The 21,706-nt window shown below is 30.2% G+C and carries 20 protein-coding genes and 1 pseudogene; 5 read left to right on the top strand and 16 right to left on the bottom strand.

The annotated features are described in order from the left end of the window. Position 1 precedes the first annotated feature (1 nt). A complete protein-coding gene (locus AC2DGP_RS03940) occupies positions 2 to 517 on the top strand; it encodes a hypothetical protein (RefSeq protein ID WP_484491723.1) in 516 nt (171 codons plus the stop codon). An 81-nt stretch (positions 518 to 598) separates the two neighbouring features. Then, the gene (locus AC2DGP_RS03935; protein ID WP_484491722.1) at positions 599 to 895 is read left to right on the top strand and encodes a hypothetical protein; all 297 of its coding nucleotides are present in this window, start codon (positions 599 to 601) and stop codon (positions 893 to 895) included. Between the two features lie 24 nt (positions 896 to 919). Here AC2DGP_RS03935 and AC2DGP_RS03930 read toward each other — a convergent pair whose 3' ends face one another. Both AC2DGP_RS03930 and AC2DGP_RS03925 read right to left on the bottom strand, forming a co-directional pair. Beyond that, on the bottom strand, positions 920 to 1,768 hold the full coding sequence (locus AC2DGP_RS03930; protein ID WP_484492479.1) for an IS3 family transposase: 849 nt from the start codon (positions 1,766 to 1,768) through the stop codon (positions 920 to 922). 14 nt (positions 1,769 to 1,782) lie between these two features. Beyond that, positions 1,783 to 2,175 (bottom strand): transposase, encoded by a 393-nt coding sequence (locus tag AC2DGP_RS03925; protein WP_484491652.1) that lies wholly within the window; start codon positions 2,173 to 2,175, stop codon positions 1,783 to 1,785. Positions 2,176 to 2,230: 55 nt separating this feature from the next. Between AC2DGP_RS03925 and AC2DGP_RS03920 the strand changes: the two genes are divergently transcribed. Beyond that, positions 2,231 to 4,057 carry a PDC sensor domain-containing protein gene (locus AC2DGP_RS03920; RefSeq protein WP_484491721.1) on the top strand — a complete coding sequence of 609 codons (1,827 nt, stop codon included), beginning with the start codon at positions 2,231 to 2,233 and terminating at the stop codon, positions 4,055 to 4,057. Positions 4,058 to 4,074: 17 nt separating this feature from the next. On the opposite strand, the gene AC2DGP_RS03915 is transcribed toward AC2DGP_RS03920, so the two are convergent. Next, positions 4,075 to 5,790, bottom strand: a complete 1,716-nt coding sequence (locus AC2DGP_RS03915; RefSeq protein WP_484491720.1) for a response regulator — start codon at positions 5,788 to 5,790, stop codon at positions 4,075 to 4,077. Positions 5,791 to 6,019: 229 nt separating this feature from the next. Between AC2DGP_RS03915 and typA the strand changes: the two genes are divergently transcribed. Further along, on the top strand, positions 6,020 to 7,789 hold the full coding sequence (typA, locus tag AC2DGP_RS03910) for a translational GTPase TypA (RefSeq protein ID WP_484491719.1): 1,770 nt from the start codon (positions 6,020 to 6,022) through the stop codon (positions 7,787 to 7,789). 125 nt (positions 7,790 to 7,914) lie between these two features. Here typA and AC2DGP_RS03905 read toward each other — a convergent pair whose 3' ends face one another. The 5 genes and pseudogenes from AC2DGP_RS03905 to AC2DGP_RS03885 form a co-directional block, all read right to left on the bottom strand. Then, positions 7,915 to 8,421: a discoidin domain-containing protein gene (locus tag AC2DGP_RS03905; protein ID WP_484491718.1), complete on the bottom strand. Its 507-nt coding sequence runs from the start codon at positions 8,419 to 8,421 to the stop codon at positions 7,915 to 7,917. 113 nt (positions 8,422 to 8,534) lie between these two features. Beyond that, positions 8,535 to 9,287, bottom strand: coding sequence for an alpha/beta fold hydrolase (locus AC2DGP_RS03900; RefSeq protein ID WP_484491717.1), 753 nt, complete (start codon positions 9,285 to 9,287; stop codon positions 8,535 to 8,537). Between the two features lie 109 nt (positions 9,288 to 9,396). Beyond that, positions 9,397 to 9,666 (bottom strand): annotated as a pseudogene (locus AC2DGP_RS03895) (DUF2200 family protein); the annotation flags it as partial. Positions 9,667 to 9,995: 329 nt separating this feature from the next. Further along, a complete protein-coding gene (locus tag AC2DGP_RS03890; RefSeq protein WP_484491716.1) occupies positions 9,996 to 10,574 on the bottom strand; it encodes a hypothetical protein in 579 nt (192 codons plus the stop codon). Between the two features lie 322 nt (positions 10,575 to 10,896). After that, positions 10,897 to 12,102: a C45 family autoproteolytic acyltransferase/hydrolase gene (locus AC2DGP_RS03885; protein WP_484491715.1), complete on the bottom strand. Its 1,206-nt coding sequence runs from the start codon at positions 12,100 to 12,102 to the stop codon at positions 10,897 to 10,899. A gap of 513 nt (positions 12,103 to 12,615) precedes the next feature. Between AC2DGP_RS03885 and AC2DGP_RS03880 the strand changes: the two genes are divergently transcribed. Next, entirely contained in the window at positions 12,616 to 14,259 is a 1,644-nt protein-coding gene (locus tag AC2DGP_RS03880; protein ID WP_484491714.1) for a T9SS type A sorting domain-containing protein, read from the top strand. 365 nt (positions 14,260 to 14,624) lie between these two features. Here AC2DGP_RS03880 and AC2DGP_RS03875 read toward each other — a convergent pair whose 3' ends face one another. From AC2DGP_RS03875 to AC2DGP_RS03840, 8 genes are all read right to left on the bottom strand, one after another. After that, positions 14,625 to 15,629, bottom strand: a complete 1,005-nt coding sequence (locus AC2DGP_RS03875) for an IS30 family transposase (protein WP_484491713.1) — start codon at positions 15,627 to 15,629, stop codon at positions 14,625 to 14,627. Positions 15,630 to 15,909: 280 nt separating this feature from the next. Further along, positions 15,910 to 16,275 carry a hypothetical protein gene (locus AC2DGP_RS03870; protein WP_484491708.1) on the bottom strand — a complete coding sequence of 122 codons (366 nt, stop codon included), beginning with the start codon at positions 16,273 to 16,275 and terminating at the stop codon, positions 15,910 to 15,912. 9 nt (positions 16,276 to 16,284) lie between these two features. Beyond that, positions 16,285 to 16,626 (bottom strand): hypothetical protein, encoded by a 342-nt coding sequence (locus AC2DGP_RS03865; RefSeq protein ID WP_484491712.1) that lies wholly within the window; start codon positions 16,624 to 16,626, stop codon positions 16,285 to 16,287. A 1,294-nt stretch (positions 16,627 to 17,920) separates the two neighbouring features. Then, positions 17,921 to 18,874, bottom strand: a complete 954-nt coding sequence (locus tag AC2DGP_RS03860; protein WP_484491711.1) for a Fic family protein — start codon at positions 18,872 to 18,874, stop codon at positions 17,921 to 17,923. A gap of 281 nt (positions 18,875 to 19,155) precedes the next feature. Next, entirely contained in the window at positions 19,156 to 19,806 is a 651-nt protein-coding gene (locus AC2DGP_RS03855; protein ID WP_484491710.1) for a hypothetical protein, read from the bottom strand. 470 nt (positions 19,807 to 20,276) lie between these two features. Continuing rightward, a complete protein-coding gene (locus AC2DGP_RS03850) occupies positions 20,277 to 20,759 on the bottom strand; it encodes a type II secretion system protein GspG (protein ID WP_484491709.1) in 483 nt (160 codons plus the stop codon). 229 nt (positions 20,760 to 20,988) lie between these two features. Beyond that, the gene (locus AC2DGP_RS03845) at positions 20,989 to 21,354 is read right to left on the bottom strand and encodes a hypothetical protein (RefSeq protein WP_484491708.1); all 366 of its coding nucleotides are present in this window, start codon (positions 21,352 to 21,354) and stop codon (positions 20,989 to 20,991) included. A gap of 9 nt (positions 21,355 to 21,363) precedes the next feature. Further along, a complete protein-coding gene (locus tag AC2DGP_RS03840) occupies positions 21,364 to 21,651 on the bottom strand; it encodes a hypothetical protein (RefSeq protein WP_484491707.1) in 288 nt (95 codons plus the stop codon). Positions 21,652 to 21,706: the final 55 nt, after the last annotated feature.

The raw sequence follows: 21,706 nt of genomic DNA, 5'->3' as shown, positions 1-21,706 counted from the left end.
AATGGATTCAAAACTGAGTAAATGGCTCGAGGTATCAACGAAGTTATTAAAGGCAAGAATTGATGTTTCTAGTGAAAAATCTAATCATTTCATTGAGGAACTTAATTTAAGGAGAGAGGCGGTTAGTGATGCAATGGGTTTTACTTCCAATTTAAGTATTTCAGATATTGAAGGTGTTTATCAAATTATAGGTGCAAATTCTGAAAATTCAGAGCAAGGATATTCTGGTATGCTAACATTAAGGTATGAGGATAATAAAATTTATGCGAATTGGTTGATTGAAGGTGAAGACGTTCAAACCGGATATGGTCTATTTATTAATAATATTTTATCCTTGAATTTCATGTATGAACAAGACGATATAGAGTATTCAGGAATGGTTACTTATCAAATTCTATCAAATAATATACTTTACGGACAATGGGTTGAAGAAGCAAGTGATTCAATAGGTATTGAACTCGGAAGAAAGTTATCAATCGATAATGTGGATCCTTTGCGTTATTTCGGTTTTAATTAGTTTCGGTCCTTTGATGGTGTGGACTATTGAATTTTTAGATTCAATAGTTTTTCCTAATTTAGCTAGTAAACCTTCTTATAAATGTTCTCGGTCTTAAAATCATCCAAAGTATATAAAATTCTAATTCTTATAACTACTGCTGTTTTTATTTACTCAGTTTTTGATTTTTATCATTACCAGCATAGTAAAAAAGATGCAGCTGAAGCGTTAGGAAAAGAGAAGAACAACGAAGTTCGTTTGGTGATAGATAAGCACATTCGAAAATTTGAAGAAATAACTCAGAACTTAGCGGATAAAGTTGCAAACTCGAATTATTCTGAAGAAGACCTTGTGAATTTAATCATAGAGGCGAGCAAAATATCTGATGTATTGTCCTGAAATAGGTTGACCTTTTTTTAATGATTAAATGGTTAATAATTCCAGTTTGTTTTTATTTTTCCGATACGATTTGTAGTCAATATTTTGATTTAGATGAACCTGTTTAGGAGTATTTAAATCAAGACTTAAATGTGGTCGAATATTGTTATAAATATTAATAGCTCTTTTTGTAATCTTCTGTGCTAATTTAGTGTTTTTAATTGTAAGTTTTAGTCCGTATTCATATTTTAAAGTTCTGTTTATTCTCTCAGCAATAGCATTTTCATACGGGTCATATTTCTCTGTCATACTCATTGTTAATCCGTTTGATTCTGCAAATAGGGTATAGGTTGGATTGCAATATTGTATTCCTCTATCCGAATGATGAATCAATTTTTTACCTGGGTATTTACGATTTTTAAGAGCCATTTTTAAAGCATCTATACAAAGAGATGTTCTCATATTGTCGTCTAATTTATAACCCATTATTTTCTTAGAATAAGCGTCTGTTACTAAAGCCAAATAACTGTGTCCTTTTTGCGTTTTAATGTAGGTTATATCGGTTACCCAAAATTGTTCTGCTCTGGTTGGAACTTTATTAGTTACTAGGTTTTTGTATTTATAAAAGTGATGATTAGAGTTGGTTGTTATATGGAACCTTTTTGTTCTAGGAACCAGTAGTCTATTGACTTTAAGGAATGCATAGAATTTATCTCTACCTATTTTGATACCTTGTTTTTTGATATCTTCTTTAAGTTCATGATATAGTTTTTTAGCGCCTAATCTCTGTCCAATCTGGTTACGACATTGCTTTACCATTTGAATTAAAATAAGCTCGTTATTTTGTTTAATTTGATGAGATTTTAAGCGTTTATAGAAGGCTTGTTTACTAATCCCAAAACATTGTATTAACCATTTTCTTTTAAACGGTTTTGCTTCTTTTTCTGAATCTCGTCTGCTAATGTTTTGGGCAATGACTTTTTTGACATATCGACTCCTGTAATAAGTTCCATGTCAGCAATTATATCTTGTTGAAAGTCTTTTACAAATTCCAGTTCCTCAATTTTCTCTTTAAGTCTTTTAATTTCATCCTGTTTACTCATGCCTAATTTCTTTTGCTCTAAAGTACTATATTTTTTAATCCAGTACTGAATAGTTGGTCTAGAAATATCATATTTCTTAGCTGCATAATTGATAGAAATTCTACCATTATGAATTTGATCAATGATGAAAAGTTTGAGTTCGAAGCCTACTTTATTGTAGCTCTTTTTTCGGCAGGGTGGTTTTTTGTTTGTCTCCATAGTTTAACTAAAAGTGTTTAATTTTTAGTCAACCTATTTCAGGATTTTACATGATGTGGGTTTAGGGGTAACGGTGGCATATGAGCCATTTAAGTTTAAAGATGCTCCGTTATTTTCTCCGTATTATGATAAACGGTTGGGGAAAGTAATTGACATTGGAGCTTTATATAATTATCAAGAAAAGGGAATTCCCTCTACAGAATGGTATACGAAAGTGGTTGCATCAAAACAAGCTGTTTGGAGTGCACCGTATTATGCAGAAGGAGCAAAGCAACTTGTAGCAGATTATGGAGTTCCAATATTTCATAAAAGTCCTTCAGGTGATTCAGAAATTTTAGGAGTAGTGTCTTATACTTTATCGCTTGAGAGCTTGTCTAAGTTTGTGAATAAGATTAGCTTAGGAGCCTCTGGATTTGGATACATAGCTACAAGAAACCTAGAATTGGTTACACATCCAAATTTGTCTTATTTGATTCACCCTGAGTTGGTTAAAAAAGCGGTGAATCAGGAACCAAATTTCAATCGTTTTAAGTCTGAGAAAGAGGGACATTTTAAAATATTTAGTAATTACACCTTTCAGGAATCTGATATTTATTTTTCTACGCTAAAGAATGATTGGATTATTTCTGTTGTTTTTAACTCTGTTGATTTGGTAGGACCGACCAAAGAATTGGACAATAAAATAATAGGAATGGCATTTTGGTTTTCAGTATTGTTATTATTTATGTTAACCTTAATATGTAAGGTTTACAATACTAAAACAGAAAATCTATGGAGTTTTTCAATTGGATTATCTCTTCTTTTATTATTAAATATTGTTTTGATGTGGTATGTGAATATTGAAATGAAGTCTACTCGAGAAGATATTAATCATTTAAAAATTACTAATAATACTGCGCTTCAAAATTTTATTTCAAAAAGAAATGAAGAATTAAAGAAGATTGGCTACCCAAGCTCTATAGAAATACCGACTGGAATTTTTATCAATAATGTTACTTTCAAAAATGCTTATGAGGTTTCTTTTAGCGGTAAGATCTGGCAAAAATTTAATGATTCCATTAAGATTTTACACGATGAAAATTTCGTTTTCCCTCAAAAATCTTCAAACGGAATTTCCGTAAGAACTTCAGTTGTTTCAAAAACACATATAGAGGATTATTGGCTGTATAGGTATAACTATACAGCAACACTAAAATTTGATTTTGATTATACAAAATACCCGTTAGACTTTAGGTTGTTAAATTTAGAATTGATGTATCCGGATATTCATGATAACAGAATTTTAGTACCCGACCTGGATGGTTATCGTTTGTTAAACCCTGGAAACAGACCAGGAATTCAAACTGATATTTATATTCCAGAAGCAAACTTAACATCTAGCTATTTTAGTTTTTCAAATAGAGATTTTAATTCAAATTTAGGAAATACAGCTTATAGCGGGCCTACGCAAGCACCGGTTTTGGTGTACAATATGATGATAAAGCGTAAGATTATTAATCCTGTGATATCAAACATACTACCGATATTCGTTATTGCTATTTTGATTTTTTTATTGTTGTTTACTGTTACAAAACAAGATGGGGAATTGAAAGAAGGAAATGCCTTGTCTGTAATTCAAGCCTCTGGAGGGTTCTTCTTTGTTTTGTTATTGTCACATATACAATTAAGAAGGAGTTTGTTAACCCCAGATTTGTCTTATTTAGAAACTTTTTATTTTGTAATGTATGGAGTGATTGCTTTTGTATCAGCAGGGATTTTATTGTATGTAAAAACGGATAAATACAATTGGTTAGAATATAAAAATAATTTGATCGTAAAATTGGTATATTGGCCTGTGTTGCTTTTGGTAATTTATACGGTGTCTTTATGTATGTTTTATTAATCTCAGTTAACCTTTTGTTAGGAAGCCTCTTTATTTGTCTGTAGTTCGTTAATTGGACCATGAATTTGTTTATCTAGTTCTGCTAGTAAATCTTCAGGTTCAAAAGGTTTATAGATAAAGCCATTCATACCACTCTCTAAAATTTTATTTTTCACTTCCATAAAAACGGATGCAGATAGCGCAAGTATTGGAATACTAGTATTAAATTTTCTTATTTCGCGAGTTGCTGTATAGCCATCCATGATAGGCATTTGTATATCCATCAAAACAATATCATATGTATTCTCTTTAACTTTGTCAACTGCAATTTGACCATTTAAAGCTATATCAATATCCATTTGTTCTTTTGCTAGTATTTGTTTTCCAACCATAATGTTAATTTGATTATCTTCTACAAGCAATACTTTTTTCCCTTTAAGTTTGGTTCTTTGCTTTAAATTTACAGTACTTTCGACAGTGTCTTGTGCCTTCTGTAAATTGATTTTGAAATAAAAATTACTTCCAAAACCTACTTTACTATCAATATGAATTTCTGTATCCATTGCTTTTATAATTTTTTTCACAATCGATAAACCAAGTCCAGTTCCTCCATATAACCTTGTTGTTGATTCTGTAGCTTGTGTAAAAGCATCAAAGATGACGGCTTGTTGCTCTTCAGTTAGTCCGATTCCTGTATCTATAATTTCAGTTGTTAGATCAATACTAGTATCCGTTTCATTGTCAATACGGATTTTAACAGTTACACTTCCATTATCCGTGAATTTTATAGCGTTTGAAATTAAGTTATTGATAACTTGGTTAAATCTAACAATATCAATTTGTACGGTAGGGATGTTTTCTTGAATATCAACATGCATAGAAATGTTTTTTCTAAGGCAGTTTGCTTCATAAATCTTTTTTAATTGCTTTATTGCTAGGGCAATATCCGTAGATACTGGGGTTAGTGTAATATTTGTTGATTCCATTTTACTAAAATCCAGTACGTTATTTAAAAGGTTTAGTAATATTTTCCCTGAGTAGTTTAGTGCTTCTATATTTTCAACTTGGTCAGGTTTTGGGTTGTTGTCATTTAAGATATGAGATAGTCCAATAATTGCGTTTAATGGAGTTCTGATTTCATGGCTCATCGTACTTAAAAACTGTGATTTTGCATTAGAGGCAATTATAGCATCTTCTTTTTTGTTGTGTATTTTGGTATAATATCCAATATTTAAATGTGAAAAAACCACAAGTTGGTATCCAGTTAAAATAATGGTGGTTCCAATAGAGACCGGATAGACAATGTTTGCGGCTATTACAGGATCCATATGAGTGCTGGTGTATAAATTGAAATCGGTTAAGTATAAACTAAACCAAACTATGCTAGTGGCACCAGAGAAGAAGTATACCAACAAGCGTTCTGTTCTATAAGAAAATATCAAAAAGGGAAGTCCAAGTGCAAACATAAGTACAAATTCAACACTACCAGGTTTACCTATGAATGAGGCTGTCATAGATACACTTATGATAAAATTGAACATATAGAGAATTCTTGCTATCAAAAGTTTATTTGATTTGGAAGCAATAGCAGAGATCAAAAATGTAATTGCAGCAATTAAAATATAGGTAGATAAATGACCAATTTCTAAATAATAAGCAATTCCAGCCCAAATAAAAGAGACTGTTGAGGTTAATAAACTCAGAATAAATACGAGTTTAATTCTCCTAGGGGAGAAGTCGGTTTTCTTTTTCATAGCAGCGAGTTTACTTTAAATATAACACAAAAAAATAATAAAATGAAGTTATTGATAAAATAAAACGCCTTAAAATAGAGAAGGTTAACTATAATTCATGCAATGATAATTTAACTAATTTTTGGCCTAGATGTGTTTAGGGCATAAAAAGAGTGTAACAATAAAATAACCTCAATAACTGTTTTATATTCAATTATTAATAGTACTTTTGCAACCTTAAAATTCTCGTATGCAAATTAGAAATATCGCTATTATAGCCCATGTCGATCACGGTAAAACTACCTTGGTTGATAAAATAATCGACCAAGCAAAGGTATTGGACGAAAGAAAGGAAAGAACAGATCTTTTGTTAGATAACAATGACTTGGAACGTGAAAGAGGAATTACGATTCTTTCTAAAAACGTTTCTGTTAATTATAAAGGAACAAAAATTAACGTTATTGATACTCCTGGCCATGCCGATTTTGGTGGTGAGGTTGAGCGTGTATTGAAAATGGCAGATGGTGTTTTATTATTGGTAGATGCTTTTGAAGGACCAATGCCTCAGACACGTTTTGTATTAGGAAAAGCGTTAGAGTTAGGATTGACTCCAATTGTTGTTGTTAATAAAGTTGATAAAGAAAACTGTACTCCTGATATTGTACATGAGAAAGTATTTGACTTGATGTTTGCTTTAGAAGCAACAGAAGAGCAGTTAGACTTTACAACGATCTACGGTTCTGCTAAGAACAACTGGATGAGTACTGATTGGAAAAATCAAACAGAAGATATTGTACCTTTATTAGATGCGGTATTAGATTCTATTCCAGAATCTCCATACAATGAAGGAACTCCGCAGATGCAAATTACGTCATTAGACTTTTCTTCATTTACAGGAAGAATTGCTATCGGACGTATTTTCCGTGGAGATTTAGAAGTTGCAAAAGACTACATGTTATGTAAAGCTGATGGGACAAAGAAAAAAGTAAGAATTAAAGAATTACACGTATTTGAAGGAATGGGGAAAGCCCAGGTAGATAAAGTACGTTGTGGTGATATTTGTGCAATTACAGGTATTGATGGTTTCGAGATTGGTGATACTATTGCTGATTTAGAAAACCCAGAAGAATTACCTAGAACAGAGATTGATCAACCTACGATGAGTATGTTGTTTACGATTAATAATTCTCCTTTCTTTGGTAAAGAAGGTAAATTTGTAACTTCTCGTCATTTACGTGATAGATTGTTTAAAGAATTAGAAAAGAATTTAGCTCTTAGAGTTGAAACTACAGATTCTGAAGACAAGTTTAACGTATTTGGTCGTGGTGTATTGCATTTATCAGTATTGATTGAAACAATGCGTCGTGAAGGTTATGAGTTACAAGTTGGACGTCCACAGGTTATTTTAAAAGAAATTGATGGTAAAAAATGTGAACCATACGAAACTTTATCTATTGATGTACCTGAAGATGTAGCTTCGAGAGCCGTAAACTTAGTTTCTTTGAGAAAAGGAGATCTAATGGTTATGGAGCCTAAAGGTGATTTGCAACATTTAGAATTCACAATTCCTTCTAGAGGATTGATTGGATTAAGAAATAAGATTTTAACAGCGACTGCTGGACAGGCAATTATCAATCATAGATTTAGTGAATATGGTCCTTACAAAGGAGAATTTACAGAAGAGGAAAAAGGAGCAATTGTTTCTGCCGCTGCTGGTAAAGCTACTGCTTATGCTTTAGACCGTTTGCAAGATAGAGGTAAATTCTTTATTGATATTAATGAAGAAATTTACATTGGTCAAGTTATTGGAGAAAACAGTAAAGCAGAAGATATGTCTGTAAACTTAATCAAAGGTAAACAATTGACAAATATGAGAAAATCTGGTACGGATGATGCAATGAAAATTGCTCCGAAAATTGATTTCTCATTAGAGGAATGTATGGAGTATATTAGAGTTGATGAATATCTTGAGGTAACTCCAGAGAGTTTAAGAATGCGAAAAATTACTTTTAAAGCATAGTTTAAAAGTAGCTATAAATTAAAAAATCCGTTCCAAGTTTGGAACGGATTTTTTTTGTTAGTATCACTAAAAATAATTTAGGCACTTTCTAACATTTAAAATCAGAAAAGCTTTTTTAAGAATGATTACGATTTGTAAATTTCTATTTCTGTAATATTGGTCCAGTTAAAATAGATATCATGATTATTTCCATTGCCAGTGATTTTAAGATAGCGTACCTTTTTCTCATTTATTTCGAATTTTTCAAAATCCAGGGTTGTACCATTCGATTGGCCATTAAAAACACTTTTCCAATGCTCTCCATCTTTAGAAATAGCAATTTCAAAGAAGTAATTACGTTTATTTCCGCTGAAAAAAGCTAGATTTATAAAGGAGATGTTTGTTGGATTTCCAAGGTTGTATTGAATCCAAGGCTTAGTACCTTCTATTCTTTCTCCTCTCCAACTTGATTTAGAAGAGAGATCACCATCAATAGTAAAATTAGGAAAAAAATCGCCTACACCGTTTTCTTTGGTTTCCCAGATGTTGGCTTTGACGTTGATTTGATCTGAGTTAATTTTTTTTTGTTTCTGTGCCGTAGCAATTGAAGATATAACCAGGAGAGCGATTACACTTAACGTTTTTGATTTCATTTGATTGGTTTTAGATATTGTTTAATTTTTCTTGATTTCTGCAAAAATCATACCGAATACTAGACAAATGAAAGGAATTTACCATTCTAGAGCATATTATATTTATTGTAGATTTAGTATGATAAATCGTTATAAATACGAGTTAGTATATTGGATAATTGAGACATAGTTGGATCTTGCTCTTGTAAGGTATGTGGGCCTTCAATTGTAATAAGTTTCCAGTTTCTTGCCTTTGCTTTTTTCGGTGCACTTTTTGTTCTCATGAATCCAAAAATTGACATGCCTTCTGTAGCCAATATAATTGTTCCGTTAGTTTTGACATCATTAATGATTTCCACTCTTTCTGTGTATGATTTTAAAGGGTGCTTAGACATTGTGGGAATGGGTTCTCTTAATGCATCGGCAGTGATTAACCAACCATCACCATTTTTATTTGCTGACTCTAAAGAAATTCGAGCAACTTCTGGACCAAAGACATCTAAAGTATTTTCTCCATGGTCTGCGGGAGCACAATCAACATACACTTGATGAATAACCCTGTTTCCAACTTTATCAACCACACCAGAAATCACAGGTCCACCATAGGAATGACCGACAAGGATAATATTCTCAAAATTGTTCCATTCTATAAAATTTACAATATCATTTATATGGGTTGTTATTCCAGTTTCTTTTGATAATAAATGATTTTTTTCTCCCAAACCAGTGAGTGTAGGGTTATAAACTTTATAACCTTTTGAAATAAGATCATTCTTCAATAAGTTCCATTGACCACCCCATTGAAAGGTTCCATGGACTAGAATAAATATTGGTTTACTATTGTCTTTTGCACAACCTATAAACGAGGTTAGACAAATTGATATCATAAAAATCAAAGTTAATTTATTTAGTTTCATGGTTGAGCTTTAAAAATTAAAGAAAATGATGTGATCCTATTTTAATGGTTATCATGTTGTTAATGATATTGATGGCGGTTTAAATTGTTTTTAAAATCCTTTCTAATTTCCATCCTTTGGCTAATTCATCTACTAATTTATCTAAATACCTTACTTGTTGTGTTAAAGTGTTTTCGATTTCTTCCACTTTATAACCACAAATTTTTCCTGTAATGTGATGGGCCATTTTGTTAAGATTGGCATTTTGGAAAAAGGATTCAAATGTAACATTATTTTTGATTTGCTCCATTAATGCAATATCATCATAACCCGTAAGCCATTGAATTACTGCATATAACTCTTCTTTTGTTCTGCCTTTTTTTTAAATTTTTGATAGATAATGAGGGTATATAGATGCAAATGTCATTTTTGAGATTTTTTCATCTTGGTTGGTCATAATTAAATAAAGGCTTTGATTTTTTTTGTTATTGTTAGATTGGTTTTTAAAACGAGATCATGATCCACGTTGTCGCTATCAAATAAATATGAAATTCTATTGAAAGATTTTATCTAAGAGGTATTCTGAGAATTATTCTTCGAGATCATAATTTTCATTCTGTTTATAGTTATGTAATTTAGAAAAAGAATTTTAAAATCTACTTGAATATGGGATTACTTAAATAATTCGAGATGTTTCTATCAAATTATAAATTCAATAGATTCAGAGGTTCGTTGAAGTTTCGTTTCATCTTCCAAAACAATTTCTACGGTAAATACAATTTTGTTGGGCAAGTTATTAAAGTCTACTAACTCTAGCTTAAAGAATTCTTGTAGCTGAATTTCATGAAAAAAATCATCAATTTTTAATTGTTCATTGTTATAGGTTACAATTCTAAATAGATCTGAAATATTTTTCTTTTCATGCTGTAGTGTCTCTTGACCATAAATATTTATTCCTTTAATATTATTTGTAATAATTACATCAGTCAGGCATTCACATAATATTGCATACGTTTTATGGAAGGAAAATGCCTTCACAGGAAATGATAAAAATGAATAATCATGCTCATATGTTGTCATTTCTATTTGTATTCCGATAGCGTTTTTATAAACAGGGTTTTTTATTTCTGTTGAATTAAATCCGGAGGTATCTACAACCTCTAATTCGAATCCAAAATATTCTTTTTCTGTTGCTTTTTCATCTGGACAATCACAACAAGAGGATGCAGTTTGAAGAATATAAAATCCAATAATAATGTAAAGAGCTCTTTTTAACATCTTTTAGTTTTAAAATTAACTATTTATAAACTATAATACGGTTACTAAAACTAAAATAAATTTGAAATTTTATGTTATTTCAATTATCTGAATCACAAAATTTAGATTGGAATGATATAAATACTTATCAATACCAAGAGTTGTAAAATTGAATATAGAAGAGTTTGATGAATTTCCTAATTCATTTTTATGACATAGCTTTTATAATAAGTAGGGGAGTCGTTATATATTAATTGGATTCAATCTTTTTATTTGAATTATTATTAACTAATAAATCATCCATAGATTGACTATGGATGATTTTATTTAAGATAGTTTTATATTAAAATTCAAATTTCACATGTTCAAATATATTTGGTGAATCAGGAGTAGTATATAGGATTGGACTTCCTTCTTTCGGTATTTCAATGATCATACACATGATAGTTCTTCCTGTTGGACTGCCTGGATATACTAATATTGGTTTTTTAGTTTTCATTTCACGAACACCATTAAAAATCATTGTATTTGCTTTAGAATTTAGAATTTCAGTAGCCAAATTCAATCTTTGATGTGTGTATCCGTAACTTCCACCACCAGATGCTGCATCCATTTTAAAGGTAATAGGTGCTTCTTTTAAAAGGGTGTGATTGGTATGAACAGCATAGTAGTCACCATAACCTGTTACAATCTCAGCCTTATTTTCCCATGTTTCTACAGATATCACTGTTTCTCGATCTCCGATCATATAATTCATTGCTGTTCCTGCAGTAATAGTTTGGAGATATTCATAAGCTTTTGAAGCAGTTTCTGTTTCTAAAATTTTTCTAACGTTAAATGATACAGGTATTCCATAGTCTGTTGTTGGTAGGTTTGCGATTGTATTTACACCTACGCTTACCCCTTTGTTATTGACACCATTTTGTCCAATTTGACCAGCAAATGTTTGTTGTAGAATTTCTAAATCAGAATTAGGGTATTTAATTTTTAATACAGTAACAGCACCTTCATGATAAGTAGGTATATCGTTGTTATGTGTAATGTAATTTGGCAAGTTTTGTCTGCCATACACTGCGGTGGTTGTACAATGTCCGTCTTTTAAAGAAATTTTTCCAGTATTCATTAAATAAAGAAATAGTTCATCAAAGCTTTGGTATACAAATAATTTATTGAAATTTACATTTGCTCCATCTGCTATTCCATGCATTTCATCATATAATTTAGGAAGATGGTTTTTAACTGAATTTATATGACCTGTATTTTTAGCAAAATCATGAATTAGTTTTTCCGGATTTTTTTCATTGGCATTATCTGCTAACCATTTCTCAAATTGTACAATTGTTTTTGTTATTACATATTTCATTGCTGCACCATGTTGATATCCTCTCTCATAAGGTGTTTTAGCATCCAGTTCCAAATAAAACACACCACCTTTTACTTCTACCTTTGGTATTTTTATATTGCTAATTTCTGTTTTTTGAGCAAAAATTGTAAGGTTCATCCCGATTACTGTCAGGGCAATCATTAAGTTGTTTTTTAAGTTTTTCATAATATTCTATTTTATGTTTGTATATGTCTCTATACTTCTAATAGCGCAAAGACTTATAAAAACCCTTAATAGTTTTATGAAAAAAATGATAATTTTTTTCTTTTAGATTTAGAATGTTGTTTTAATGTTTATTGTGATTGACAAACAGGCTTTTTTGGCGTAGAGTAGCGGTTTAGTTTAGAAGGATTACTTGATGAGGCACTCAGCCTATACTTGTTTTGTGTTTTTATCTTGGCACTCAAAAAATAAATGAATAATAAAAATAAATTTTCCATTATGACGCTGTATATGGTTTTATTAAACTGTGAATTAATTTAATAGAGTATTAGAAATTCAATCCTTAATGGTTCATTTACTTTTAGTTTTGTCATTGGTAAGATTTCTTCTTAATGATATATTAATCGAATATTAATCAATAAAAATTTATTTGCATCAAATTAACAAATAACGGTACAGAATATGGTTTTGTTTAGTCCGTATTTTTAACCAAAAAATCACTAAAAACACCCCCTTATGAAAAAAAACACTTTTTTATTATTTACAATGCTTGTAGGAGTACTTAATCACTCTTTCTCCCAAAAGTTACCTGTAATTGATTTATTTATTGTTGCAGGACAATCTAATGCTGTTGGACTAGCAGGTGATGGTAATTATTACCCTGATGATCTAGAGAACTTGGATAGCTCAATTAGATTGAATCAAACTCTTGTGCGAAAACGAAACCCAGATACTCCTTTCACCACAAATGGTTGGACAACCATGCAGATACAGGATGGTTACTGGAATACATCACTTGAAGATCCTTCTAAAATTATTGGTCATTTTGGTCTTGAAGTTACATTCAGTAGAAATTTAGTTTTGAACGGATACGATCCTGCTATTTTTAAGTTTGGAGAGGGGTCTAGTAGTATTTATGTGCAATGGGGTGCTCCCGGTGACGGAGGGAACTATGATGCGATGATAGAAAAATTAAAATTTGCTCGAAGAGAATTATTAGACCAAGGATACAGAGTTGCTTATAGAGGCTTTATATGGATTCAAGGCGAGACAGATGCACAAGTAACTCCAGAAACTGGTAACAGGCCTGCAGTAGACAACCAACCCCACTTGTATTACCAAAGGCTTACTACATTAATAAATGACGTACGTGACTTTACTAACAAACCTGAACTACCGGTTATTTTAGGAGTGGATGAACAACATCCAAATATTCTAGAAAATCCAATTGTACATACAGCTCATCAGAAAATTGCTCAAGAAGACCCAAACATAAAGTTTACCTCAATGGTTGGTTTTTTAAAAGCTGACAAAACCCATCTTGCTCCGCAAGGTCTGTTAGATCATGGTAATCTGGTATTTGATAATTTTCAATTATTAACTAATAAAACAAATACAGCGAGTTTAAATGAGGTAAACAATTCTCCTACTATCATCGAGGCTGAGGGTACGAGTACTTCTAGTGCTACTGTTAGTTGGGGGCAATCTTTTAAGCCTAATCATTTTGGTAAATTGTCTAGTTTTACTTTCTATTCAGCTTCTACCGTGAACACTTCTTTTACTTTAACTGTCTACAATGGGCCTAATTGTGAAGGTGTTATTAACAATGAAGGTATTGTTGAAGATACTGCAATGTATAGTCAAACATTAGGTTCCGTGGTTGAAGGAGAAAACAAAGTAATTTTTGCCGAAGATCTTATTTTAGACAGAGAACACACATATTATATTTCTATTACTTCTGATTCTGGTGAAGAATGGAAAGTGCAATACAGTAACCAAAATCAAATATACGGTTGTTTAAGAGGATCTTTAAGCGCAAGGCCCTCATCTTGTGGTAGAGACTATTTAGATTTTGATATGGCTTTTAAAGTTGAAATCATTCCTGATGGTACTAATGAAGTTTTAGAATTAAATATGGAAAGTTCTAATGAAACTTCAGTATATCCAAATCCTTCTAACTCTTTCGTAACAATTAATTTAAATGGTCTTACAAATTCCTCTGTGAGAATTGTAAGTATGAATGGGGTTACAGTTTATAGCATGGATAATATAAATACAACATCCCATCAAGTAGATGTGAATGGTTTTGAATCAGGTCTGTATACAGTACATATTATTTCTCAACATACTCAAGAGTTACACAGCTTGATGATTCAATAATATTAATCTTGGATTATAATAATAGAGAACAGTTCTTAGAAGGACTGTTTTTTTTGTGAATTATGTTGTATCCAATCATTAACAATATCCTTTTGTCTAAAACGGAATACAATTATAGCAAGGTCATTTTTTTGTAATAAAAATGAAGAAGTTCTTACTGAAGAAATCAATCAGCTAATTCAAATTTCATTAATTATGAAAAGCTCGAGTTCGAAATTTACTTTATTGTAGTTTTTTTGGGCAGGGTGTTTTTTTGTTTGTCTCCATAGTTTCACAAAAGTTTTTAAATTTTAGTCAACCTATTTCAGGATTTTACGCTGCATTCAAGGTTGTAACGCAACAAACGTTGCTTTTTAAATATGAGTCTAAGCTACAATTTTAAGTTCATTTTGCATAATTTCTTTAGGTGTTTTAAAACCAATTATTTTTCGAGGTCTAGTGTTTAGCTTTTCTTGAATTTCGAAGAGTGTTTTTTTATCTACTAAATTAAAATCAGTTCCCTTTGGGAGGTATCTTCTAATGAGTCCATTTGTGTTTTCATTGGTTCCTCTTTCCCATGACGAGTAGGGGTGAGCAAAGTATATTTTCATTCCTGTTTTGTTTGTTATTTCTTGATGTCTGGCCATTTCAATTCCGTTGTCGTAAGTCATTGTTTTTTTGAAAATAGGGTTTAGTTTATTTAATTCTTTAGAAAACATTTTTGCAATTTCTTTAGAGTTTCTCGCTTTTAATTTGATGATTAGAGTGTATCTAGATTTTCGTTCTACGATAGTCCCAATTGCAGATTTTTGGTTTTTACCAATCATTAAATCCCCTTCCCAATGTCCAATTTCTTGTCTCAGATTAATATACTTAGGTCTTAGGTCAATACTGACTTGGTTAATGATTTTACTTCCCGTTTTACGTCTTTTTTTAGAGGGTTTACGTCTTGTTTTTTTACGTACGAGTAGTTTGATTAGTTTTTTATTTAAACTAGCCTGAGGATGTGTATAAATGAATCTGTAAATAGATTCGTGAGAAATAGACATAATGGGATCATTAGGGAAGTCATCTTTAAGTCTACCATAAATTTGTTCAGGAGTCCACTCAGACAAAAGTCCTTTAAAGACATAGATTCGAAGTCTTTTATGGTTGGATATTTTATCAGTATTTCTTTTGTTTAAATAATCATCCTTGGCATGCCATTGAGCAAGTTCAGCAGAGTACTTTACTTTGTCAGATATACCAAATTTATTAATTTCTCTGGTGATAGTAGAACGAGCTCTTTTAAGAGTTTTAACGATGTAAGCTTTAGACTTATTTTCATTTAAAAGAGTCTCTATTTGTATTCTTTCTTTGAGTGTAAGTCGACCATTTTTTTTACGTACCATAATTACAAATCTATCAATTTAGATTTGTTGCGTTAAGTTCTTGAGTACGCAAGCTTTTTTTTTAATTATGCCTAACGTTTTTGCATAAGGGTAGTGTGGGAGGAAGACAAACTTTATTTTGTCAGCCGAGCCACTAAGCTTATACTTATTTTGTGTTTTTATTTTTGTCGACCTAAAAATAGATAAATAAGTTTAAGCGGACTTTATAAATAATCTAAAACTTTCGGCTATGACTAAAACCCACATTAATTTTATACGGTGTTGTAAGCTGGCTTTTGAGTTATGTTATTAATTTGTCATAGAGATATAGAACTCCTCCCAGAATACTGAATAGGAGAAATATCATTGAAAACATTTTGAGATTAAGATTATACATTTTTTTAGTATCAATATAGTCTACAATTCCTGTTGATTCAATTCCTGAAAGTATTCGATTTTCTTTAATTATTTCATCAATTCTTATTTTGTCTTTTTCTAATAAAAAATATCTGATTCCTTCGTCAATAAAAGGCTGTTCATTTAGATTGGAATAAAAGTCAATTCCGTTTTTAAACATTTCGGATTCAAACATTATTTGATCCTTTAATGGAATATATAATTTAAAGTTTTCTTCTTGTTTAATATAAAAACTATTTTCATTATTCATATCGCAATCTTAATTATTAAGAATCAATTTTTCACTAATCATATATATGATAATGATTAGAATAGAAACTATAGAAACAAGCTTAATATTTTTAATTTGATTCTTTCTGTTTTCTATAATTAAATTTCGTCGAATAGATTCAAGTTGTTCAGGAGTAGCTTTTTTTTCAAGTAGTTTGTCAATATTTATTTTGTCTTTATAATATGACTTTTCTCTTTTAAATAAATTATCATTTTTACTTCTCTTGTTAGCTTTTAACGAAGCAAGCATTCCAGCAACAGATCCTCCAAAACTCATATTATATTGTTTTAATTTATTTTTTTTCGGTGCTTGCTTACAACGTTTTTGCATAAGGGCAGTGTGGGGTTTTAAAATCCGTGAATTTTCAACCTAGCACTTAGCTTAAACTTTTTTATTTTTTAATTGAGTTTAAAAATAGGGAATAAGTTTAAGCGTACGTTGTAAATAAAAATAAATTTTCAATTTTTTGAGATTTCCCACATTGGCTTTATGCGGTGTTGGGCATTGCGGACACACAGCTTAGTTTCTGACTGAGTAAGAATTCTTTCGTGTTTACATAATTTTCGTTTTCATGATAAAAAAAATCTAGATACATATTTTCATTCCGAAAGAAGCTAAAAGTCTGAGTATTTTCTTGCGTAAAAATTCTCATTCGAGTTGAGGGTTCAAATTATTCCATAATTCATGATTTTTTCACAAGAAATGGTAATTCGTACTATTTCATAAGGAATATTCTTTTGTAAAAGATTCACAACGTTAGAAACTAAAAATCCAAAGAATTTAACAAGTTCAGATGATTAAAATTCCAAAATATTTTTAGAATGAATTTTCGGTACTAGGGAAGGCAACTAAAGAACTTCTAATTAACTGTGGGTAGGACTTTTGTGTAAAGTCCGCCGTGTTGCCCAACGTTTTTGCATAAGGGTAGTGTGGGGTTTTAAAATCCGTGAATTTTCAACCTAGCACTTAGCTTAAACTTTTTTATTTTTTAATTGAGTCTAAAAATAGGGAATAAGTTTAAGCGAATGTTTTTAAATAATTTTCAAATTTTTTCTATTTCCCACATTGGCTTTATGCGGTGTTGGGCATTGCGGACACACAGCCGAGTTTCGGACTGAGTAAGAATTCTTTCGTGTTTATATTATTTTAGTTTTCATGATGAAAAATAATTTTCAGATAAATATATTCATATCGTAAGTATTTAAAAGTTTGAGTATTTTCCTGAGTAAAATTTTCATTCGTGTTGAGGATTCACACCATTACATATTTCATGATTTTTTCAAAAGAAATGGTAATTCGTGCTATTTTATAAGGAATATTCTTTTGTGAAAGATTCACAACGTAAGAAGCTAAAAATCAAGAGAATTTTAAAAGTACAGATGATTAAAATTCCAGAATATTTTCAGAGTAAATTTTCGGTACTGGGGAAGGCAACTAAACAACTTCTAATTAACTGTGTGCAGGACTTTCGTATAAAGTCCGCCGTGTTGCCCAACGTTTTTGTATATGAAAAGTTGCGTTTTTTGAAACGCGATTTTTCATGCTATTTTGTTTTTTATAAAAGTAATGAATTTTTCAACAGACTAGGAGTACAGCAATTTTTTATATACGGTGTTGTACACTGTTAATTTAGAATGTATTTTGTTTTATTTTTTTCTCCTGTTTTATTGAAAAAACCATTCTCAACACCTTTTTTTAAATCTCGACTTGCTGTTGCTGAAGAAATATCTTTAAAAACATCCATATAATTTTTCCGAGTAAACTCAGACTTGTTTAAAGAAATAAAATATTCTAATCTTTCTTTTTCAGTGAATGTACGATTATTAAAATTCAATAATTCTGAAATCGAGGAATCAATAACGCTCAACATATATTCTATGAATTTTGTAGATTTTCCTGATTTATCACTTTCCGATAACGCTTTGTAATATTCTTCTTGGTCTTTACTTATAAGAGTTTCAAAAGGTAGATATTCGAAAACGGGGTATTTTTCCATTAAAATTAAAGTTTGCCATAATCTACCCATTCTTCCATTTCCATCAATAAACGGATGAATAAACTCCATTTCATAGTGAAACACACAGCTTTTTATAAGTTCAATTTCCTCTGTGTTTTTTAAATAATCGAACAAATCTTTCATTAAAAACGGAACATTTTCAGCTGGAGGTGCTAAATGTTCAACTTTTGATCCTTTTACAATTCCTACTCCTTGAGTTCTATACTTACCTGAATTTTCGATTAATTCGGATAATAATATTTTATGAGCTTTTAAAAATGATTTTTCATTACTTGATTTGAACTCTTTTAAGTTGTCATAAATAATTATAGCGTTCAAAACCTCCTTAACGTCTTTTTGAGGTCCTAAAACATGTTTATTATCTATCAATGCAGTTATTTGTTCTTCAGTTAAAGTATTCCCTTCAATTTTTAATGAAGAATGTATAGTTTTTATTTTATTCTGCTTTCTTAATTGTGGAGAAGGACGATTTAAATAATTGGCATTGACTTCTCCGATTTTTTCAGAAATTGAAGTAATGTAATTTAAAATCTTAGTTGTTATTTCGTAAGGTGGTTTCATTTGATACTATCTTTTGATACTATCAAAGATATAATCATTTACCGAAATTTTTATTTAAAAACTTGATTTTTTTAATTGTGTACAACGTTTTTGTATAAGATTAGTGTGGGAGTTTGACAATTCGTGAATTGTCAGCCGAGCCACAAGCTTATACTTATTTTGTGTTTTTATCTTGTCGACCTAAAAATAGATAAATAAGTTTAAGTGGACTTTATAAACAAACCAAAACTTTTGGTTAAACCTTAAAAACCCACATTAATTTTATACGGTGTTGGCTAAAGTTATTTAATAATAAATTTTGTTCCATTCCAAAGAGCCTTGAAATTTATATTCGTAATTCCATATACATCAATTATTTCAATTGTAGTTCCTCTTTCTGGTAAAATTAAATTAGGCCAAAAACCTTCTTTAGATTTCGATTCACTGTCTTTTCTAAGGATTTCACATTTTTTATAGTATTCCTTCCAAGGAAATATGTCATAGCGGTTTCTCCATGTATTAGTAATGTTATTAAACTCGATAAACCCATATGAACAAGACTGAATTGGAGGCTGACCGCATCCTAAAACAAAACCAATTATATCGATGTTATTTGTTCTGTCTTTAAATAATGCCATTTCAATATTATCGAATGGCTGAGCTATTAAAAATCCATATTTCGTTACGATTTCACCATTTACTTTTCCTCTAATAGCTTTTTTTCTAAACTCTTCAGAGTCATTAAATATTGGTATTTCAGTTTCGAATAATTGTTTTGGAAGTAAGAGATAATAGTCTAGTATGTTTTTAGTTTCTTTTTTTGATATTTCTATTTGCCAAGAATCAAGTTGGTGATTTTCCACATTCAGAATATTCTCTTCCTTAATTTGAGCATTTAGATTCAAAGTAGATGCTAATACTATCATTAAAAACGAATAATAAATGTTTTTCATAATTTTTGCCAACGTTTTTGTATAAGATTAGTGTGGGAGGTAGACAAACTTTATTTTGTCAGCCGAGCCACTGAGCTTATACTTATTTTATGTTTTTATTTTTGTCGACCTAAAAATAGATAAATAAGTTTAAGCGGACTTTATAAATAAACCAAAACTTTGGGCTAAAGCATAAAAACCCACATTAATTTTATACGGTGTTGTAAAATGTTTTAATCGGTAGCTATTCCATATATTATTAAAACTCCACCGATCCAATAAAATATTCTCATAAACTTTATTATTCTAGATTCATTGTTTACAAAAATTTTCAAAGGTTGTTTATTCAGATTATTAGAATTATTCTTTTTGTGAAATTTGACTACTCCGGATACTATATACTTTATAATATATTTATTCCACAATAATATAATAATCACTAGTAAAATAATTGTCCCGATTTTCTTTATTATTTCCAATTTCTTGTGATTTTATTGGTTATTTATATTTCCTGATATTATATCATCCTCAGTTCCAAATATTCCATCGGAACCAGCAGAAGTGATTAAATATTCGTTCCCGTTTTCTGATATATTGAACTTATATTCTCTGTTCCACGAGTCTTTATACCAATTTTGTCTTAGTGGATTATTTCCAATTAACTCTTTTAACTCTGTTGGATACTTTCCTAAGTTTTCATTGCAGTTTTCCATTCTGTCACAAATTTCTGAAATTTCATTTTTAGTTTTTTTAGGAAAAATAGATGTTTGTTGAAGACGTACAAATATTGCAGCAATAGTTATTCCTATAATAAAAACAGCAATTGTTAGGATAGAACTTGGTTGAAATAAATACCTTTCTACTGGTCTCTTTTTACCGTCTTCTTTTTCCTTCTTTGTGATTTTTCTGTGATGTTTAAAATTTTCACGAATTAGACCGAATTCTGCTAAAGTAGTAAGTATTAATTCTAACATTTTATTTTCGGTAATATTTTACAACGTTTTTGTATAAGATTAGTGTGGGAGGAAGACAAACTTTATTTTGTCAGCCGAGCCACTAAGCTTATACTTATTTTGTGTTTTTATTTTTGTCGACCTAAAAATAGATAAATAAGTTTAAGCGGACTTTATAAATAATCTAAAACTTTCGGCTATGACTAAAACCCACATTAATTTTATACGGTGTTGTAAGCTGGCTTTTGAGTTATGTTATTAATTTGTCATAGAGATATAGAACTCCTCCCAGAATACTGAATAGGAGAAATATCATTGAAAACATTTTGAGATTAAGATTATACATTTTTTTAGTATCAATATAGTCTACAATTCCTGTTGATTCAATTCCTGAAAGTATTCGATTTTCTTTAATTATTTCATCAATTCTTATTTTGTCTTTTTCTAATAAAAAATATCTGATTCCTTCGTCAATAAAAGGCTGTTCATTTAGATTGGAATAAAAGTCAATTCCGTTTTTAAACATTTCGGATTCAAACATTATTTGATCCTTTAATGGAATATATAATTTAAAGTTTTCTTCTTGTTTAATATAAAAACTATTTTCATTATTCATATCGCAATCTTAATTATTAAGAATCAATTTTTCACTAATCATATATATAATAATGATTAGAATAGAAACTATAGAAACAAGCTTAATATTTTTAATTTGATTCTTTCTGTTTTCTATAATTAAATTTCGTCGAATAGATTCAAGTTGTTCAGGAGTAGCTTTTTTTTCAAGTAGTTTGTCAATATTTATTTTGTCTTTATAATATGACTTTTCTCTTTTAAATAAATTATCATTTTTACTTCTCTTGTTAGCTTTTAACGAAGCAAGCATTCCAGCAACAGATCCTCCAAAACTCATATTATATTGTTTTAATTTATTTTTTTTCGGTGCTTGCTTACAACGTTTTTGTATA

This window comes from Flavicella sp. IMCC45537, from assembly GCF_057197705.1.
Note: the sequence above shows the minus strand (reverse complement) of the source record. Positions and strands in the feature narration are given on the sequence as shown.

Bases quoted from the DNA above. Each gene is read 5' to 3' on its own strand.
- AC2DGP_RS03860 (WP_484491711.1), bottom strand. From the start codon at position 18,874: ATGAAACCACCTTACGAAATAACAACTAAGATTTTAAATTACATTACT.
- AC2DGP_RS03885 (WP_484491715.1), bottom strand. From the start codon at position 12,102: ATGAAAAACTTAAAAAACAACTTAATGATTGCCCTGACAGTAATCGGG.
- AC2DGP_RS03940 (WP_484491723.1), top strand. From the start codon at position 2: ATGGATTCAAAACTGAGTAAATGGCTCGAGGTATCAACGAAGTTATTA.
- AC2DGP_RS03915 (WP_484491720.1), bottom strand. From the start codon at position 5,790: ATGAAAAAGAAAACCGACTTCTCCCCTAGGAGAATTAAACTCGTATTT.
- AC2DGP_RS03845 (WP_484491708.1), bottom strand. From the start codon at position 21,354: ATGAATAATGAAAATAGTTTTTATATTAAACAAGAAGAAAACTTTAAA.
- AC2DGP_RS03900 (WP_484491717.1), bottom strand. From the start codon at position 9,287: ATGATATCAATTTGTCTAACCTCGTTTATAGGTTGTGCAAAAGACAAT.
- AC2DGP_RS03905 (WP_484491718.1), bottom strand. From the start codon at position 8,421: ATGAAATCAAAAACGTTAAGTGTAATCGCTCTCCTGGTTATATCTTCA.
- AC2DGP_RS03925 (WP_484491652.1), bottom strand. From the start codon at position 2,175: ATGGAGACAAACAAAAAACCACCCTGCCGAAAAAAGAGCTACAATAAA.
- AC2DGP_RS03850 (WP_484491709.1), bottom strand. From the start codon at position 20,759: ATGTTAGAATTAATACTTACTACTTTAGCAGAATTCGGTCTAATTCGT.
- AC2DGP_RS03870 (WP_484491708.1), bottom strand. From the start codon at position 16,275: ATGAATAATGAAAATAGTTTTTATATTAAACAAGAAGAAAACTTTAAA.
- AC2DGP_RS03935 (WP_484491722.1), top strand. From the start codon at position 599: ATGTTCTCGGTCTTAAAATCATCCAAAGTATATAAAATTCTAATTCTT.
- AC2DGP_RS03890 (WP_484491716.1), bottom strand. From the start codon at position 10,574: ATGTTAAAAAGAGCTCTTTACATTATTATTGGATTTTATATTCTTCAA.
- AC2DGP_RS03880 (WP_484491714.1), top strand. From the start codon at position 12,616: ATGAAAAAAAACACTTTTTTATTATTTACAATGCTTGTAGGAGTACTT.
- AC2DGP_RS03855 (WP_484491710.1), bottom strand. From the start codon at position 19,806: ATGAAAAACATTTATTATTCGTTTTTAATGATAGTATTAGCATCTACT.
- AC2DGP_RS03840 (WP_484491707.1), bottom strand. From the start codon at position 21,651: ATGAGTTTTGGAGGATCTGTTGCTGGAATGCTTGCTTCGTTAAAAGCT.
- AC2DGP_RS03865 (WP_484491712.1), bottom strand. From the start codon at position 16,626: ATGCAAAAACGTTGTAAGCAAGCACCGAAAAAAAATAAATTAAAACAA.
- typA (WP_484491719.1), top strand. From the start codon at position 6,020: ATGCAAATTAGAAATATCGCTATTATAGCCCATGTCGATCACGGTAAA.
- AC2DGP_RS03875 (WP_484491713.1), bottom strand. From the start codon at position 15,629: ATGGTACGTAAAAAAAATGGTCGACTTACACTCAAAGAAAGAATACAA.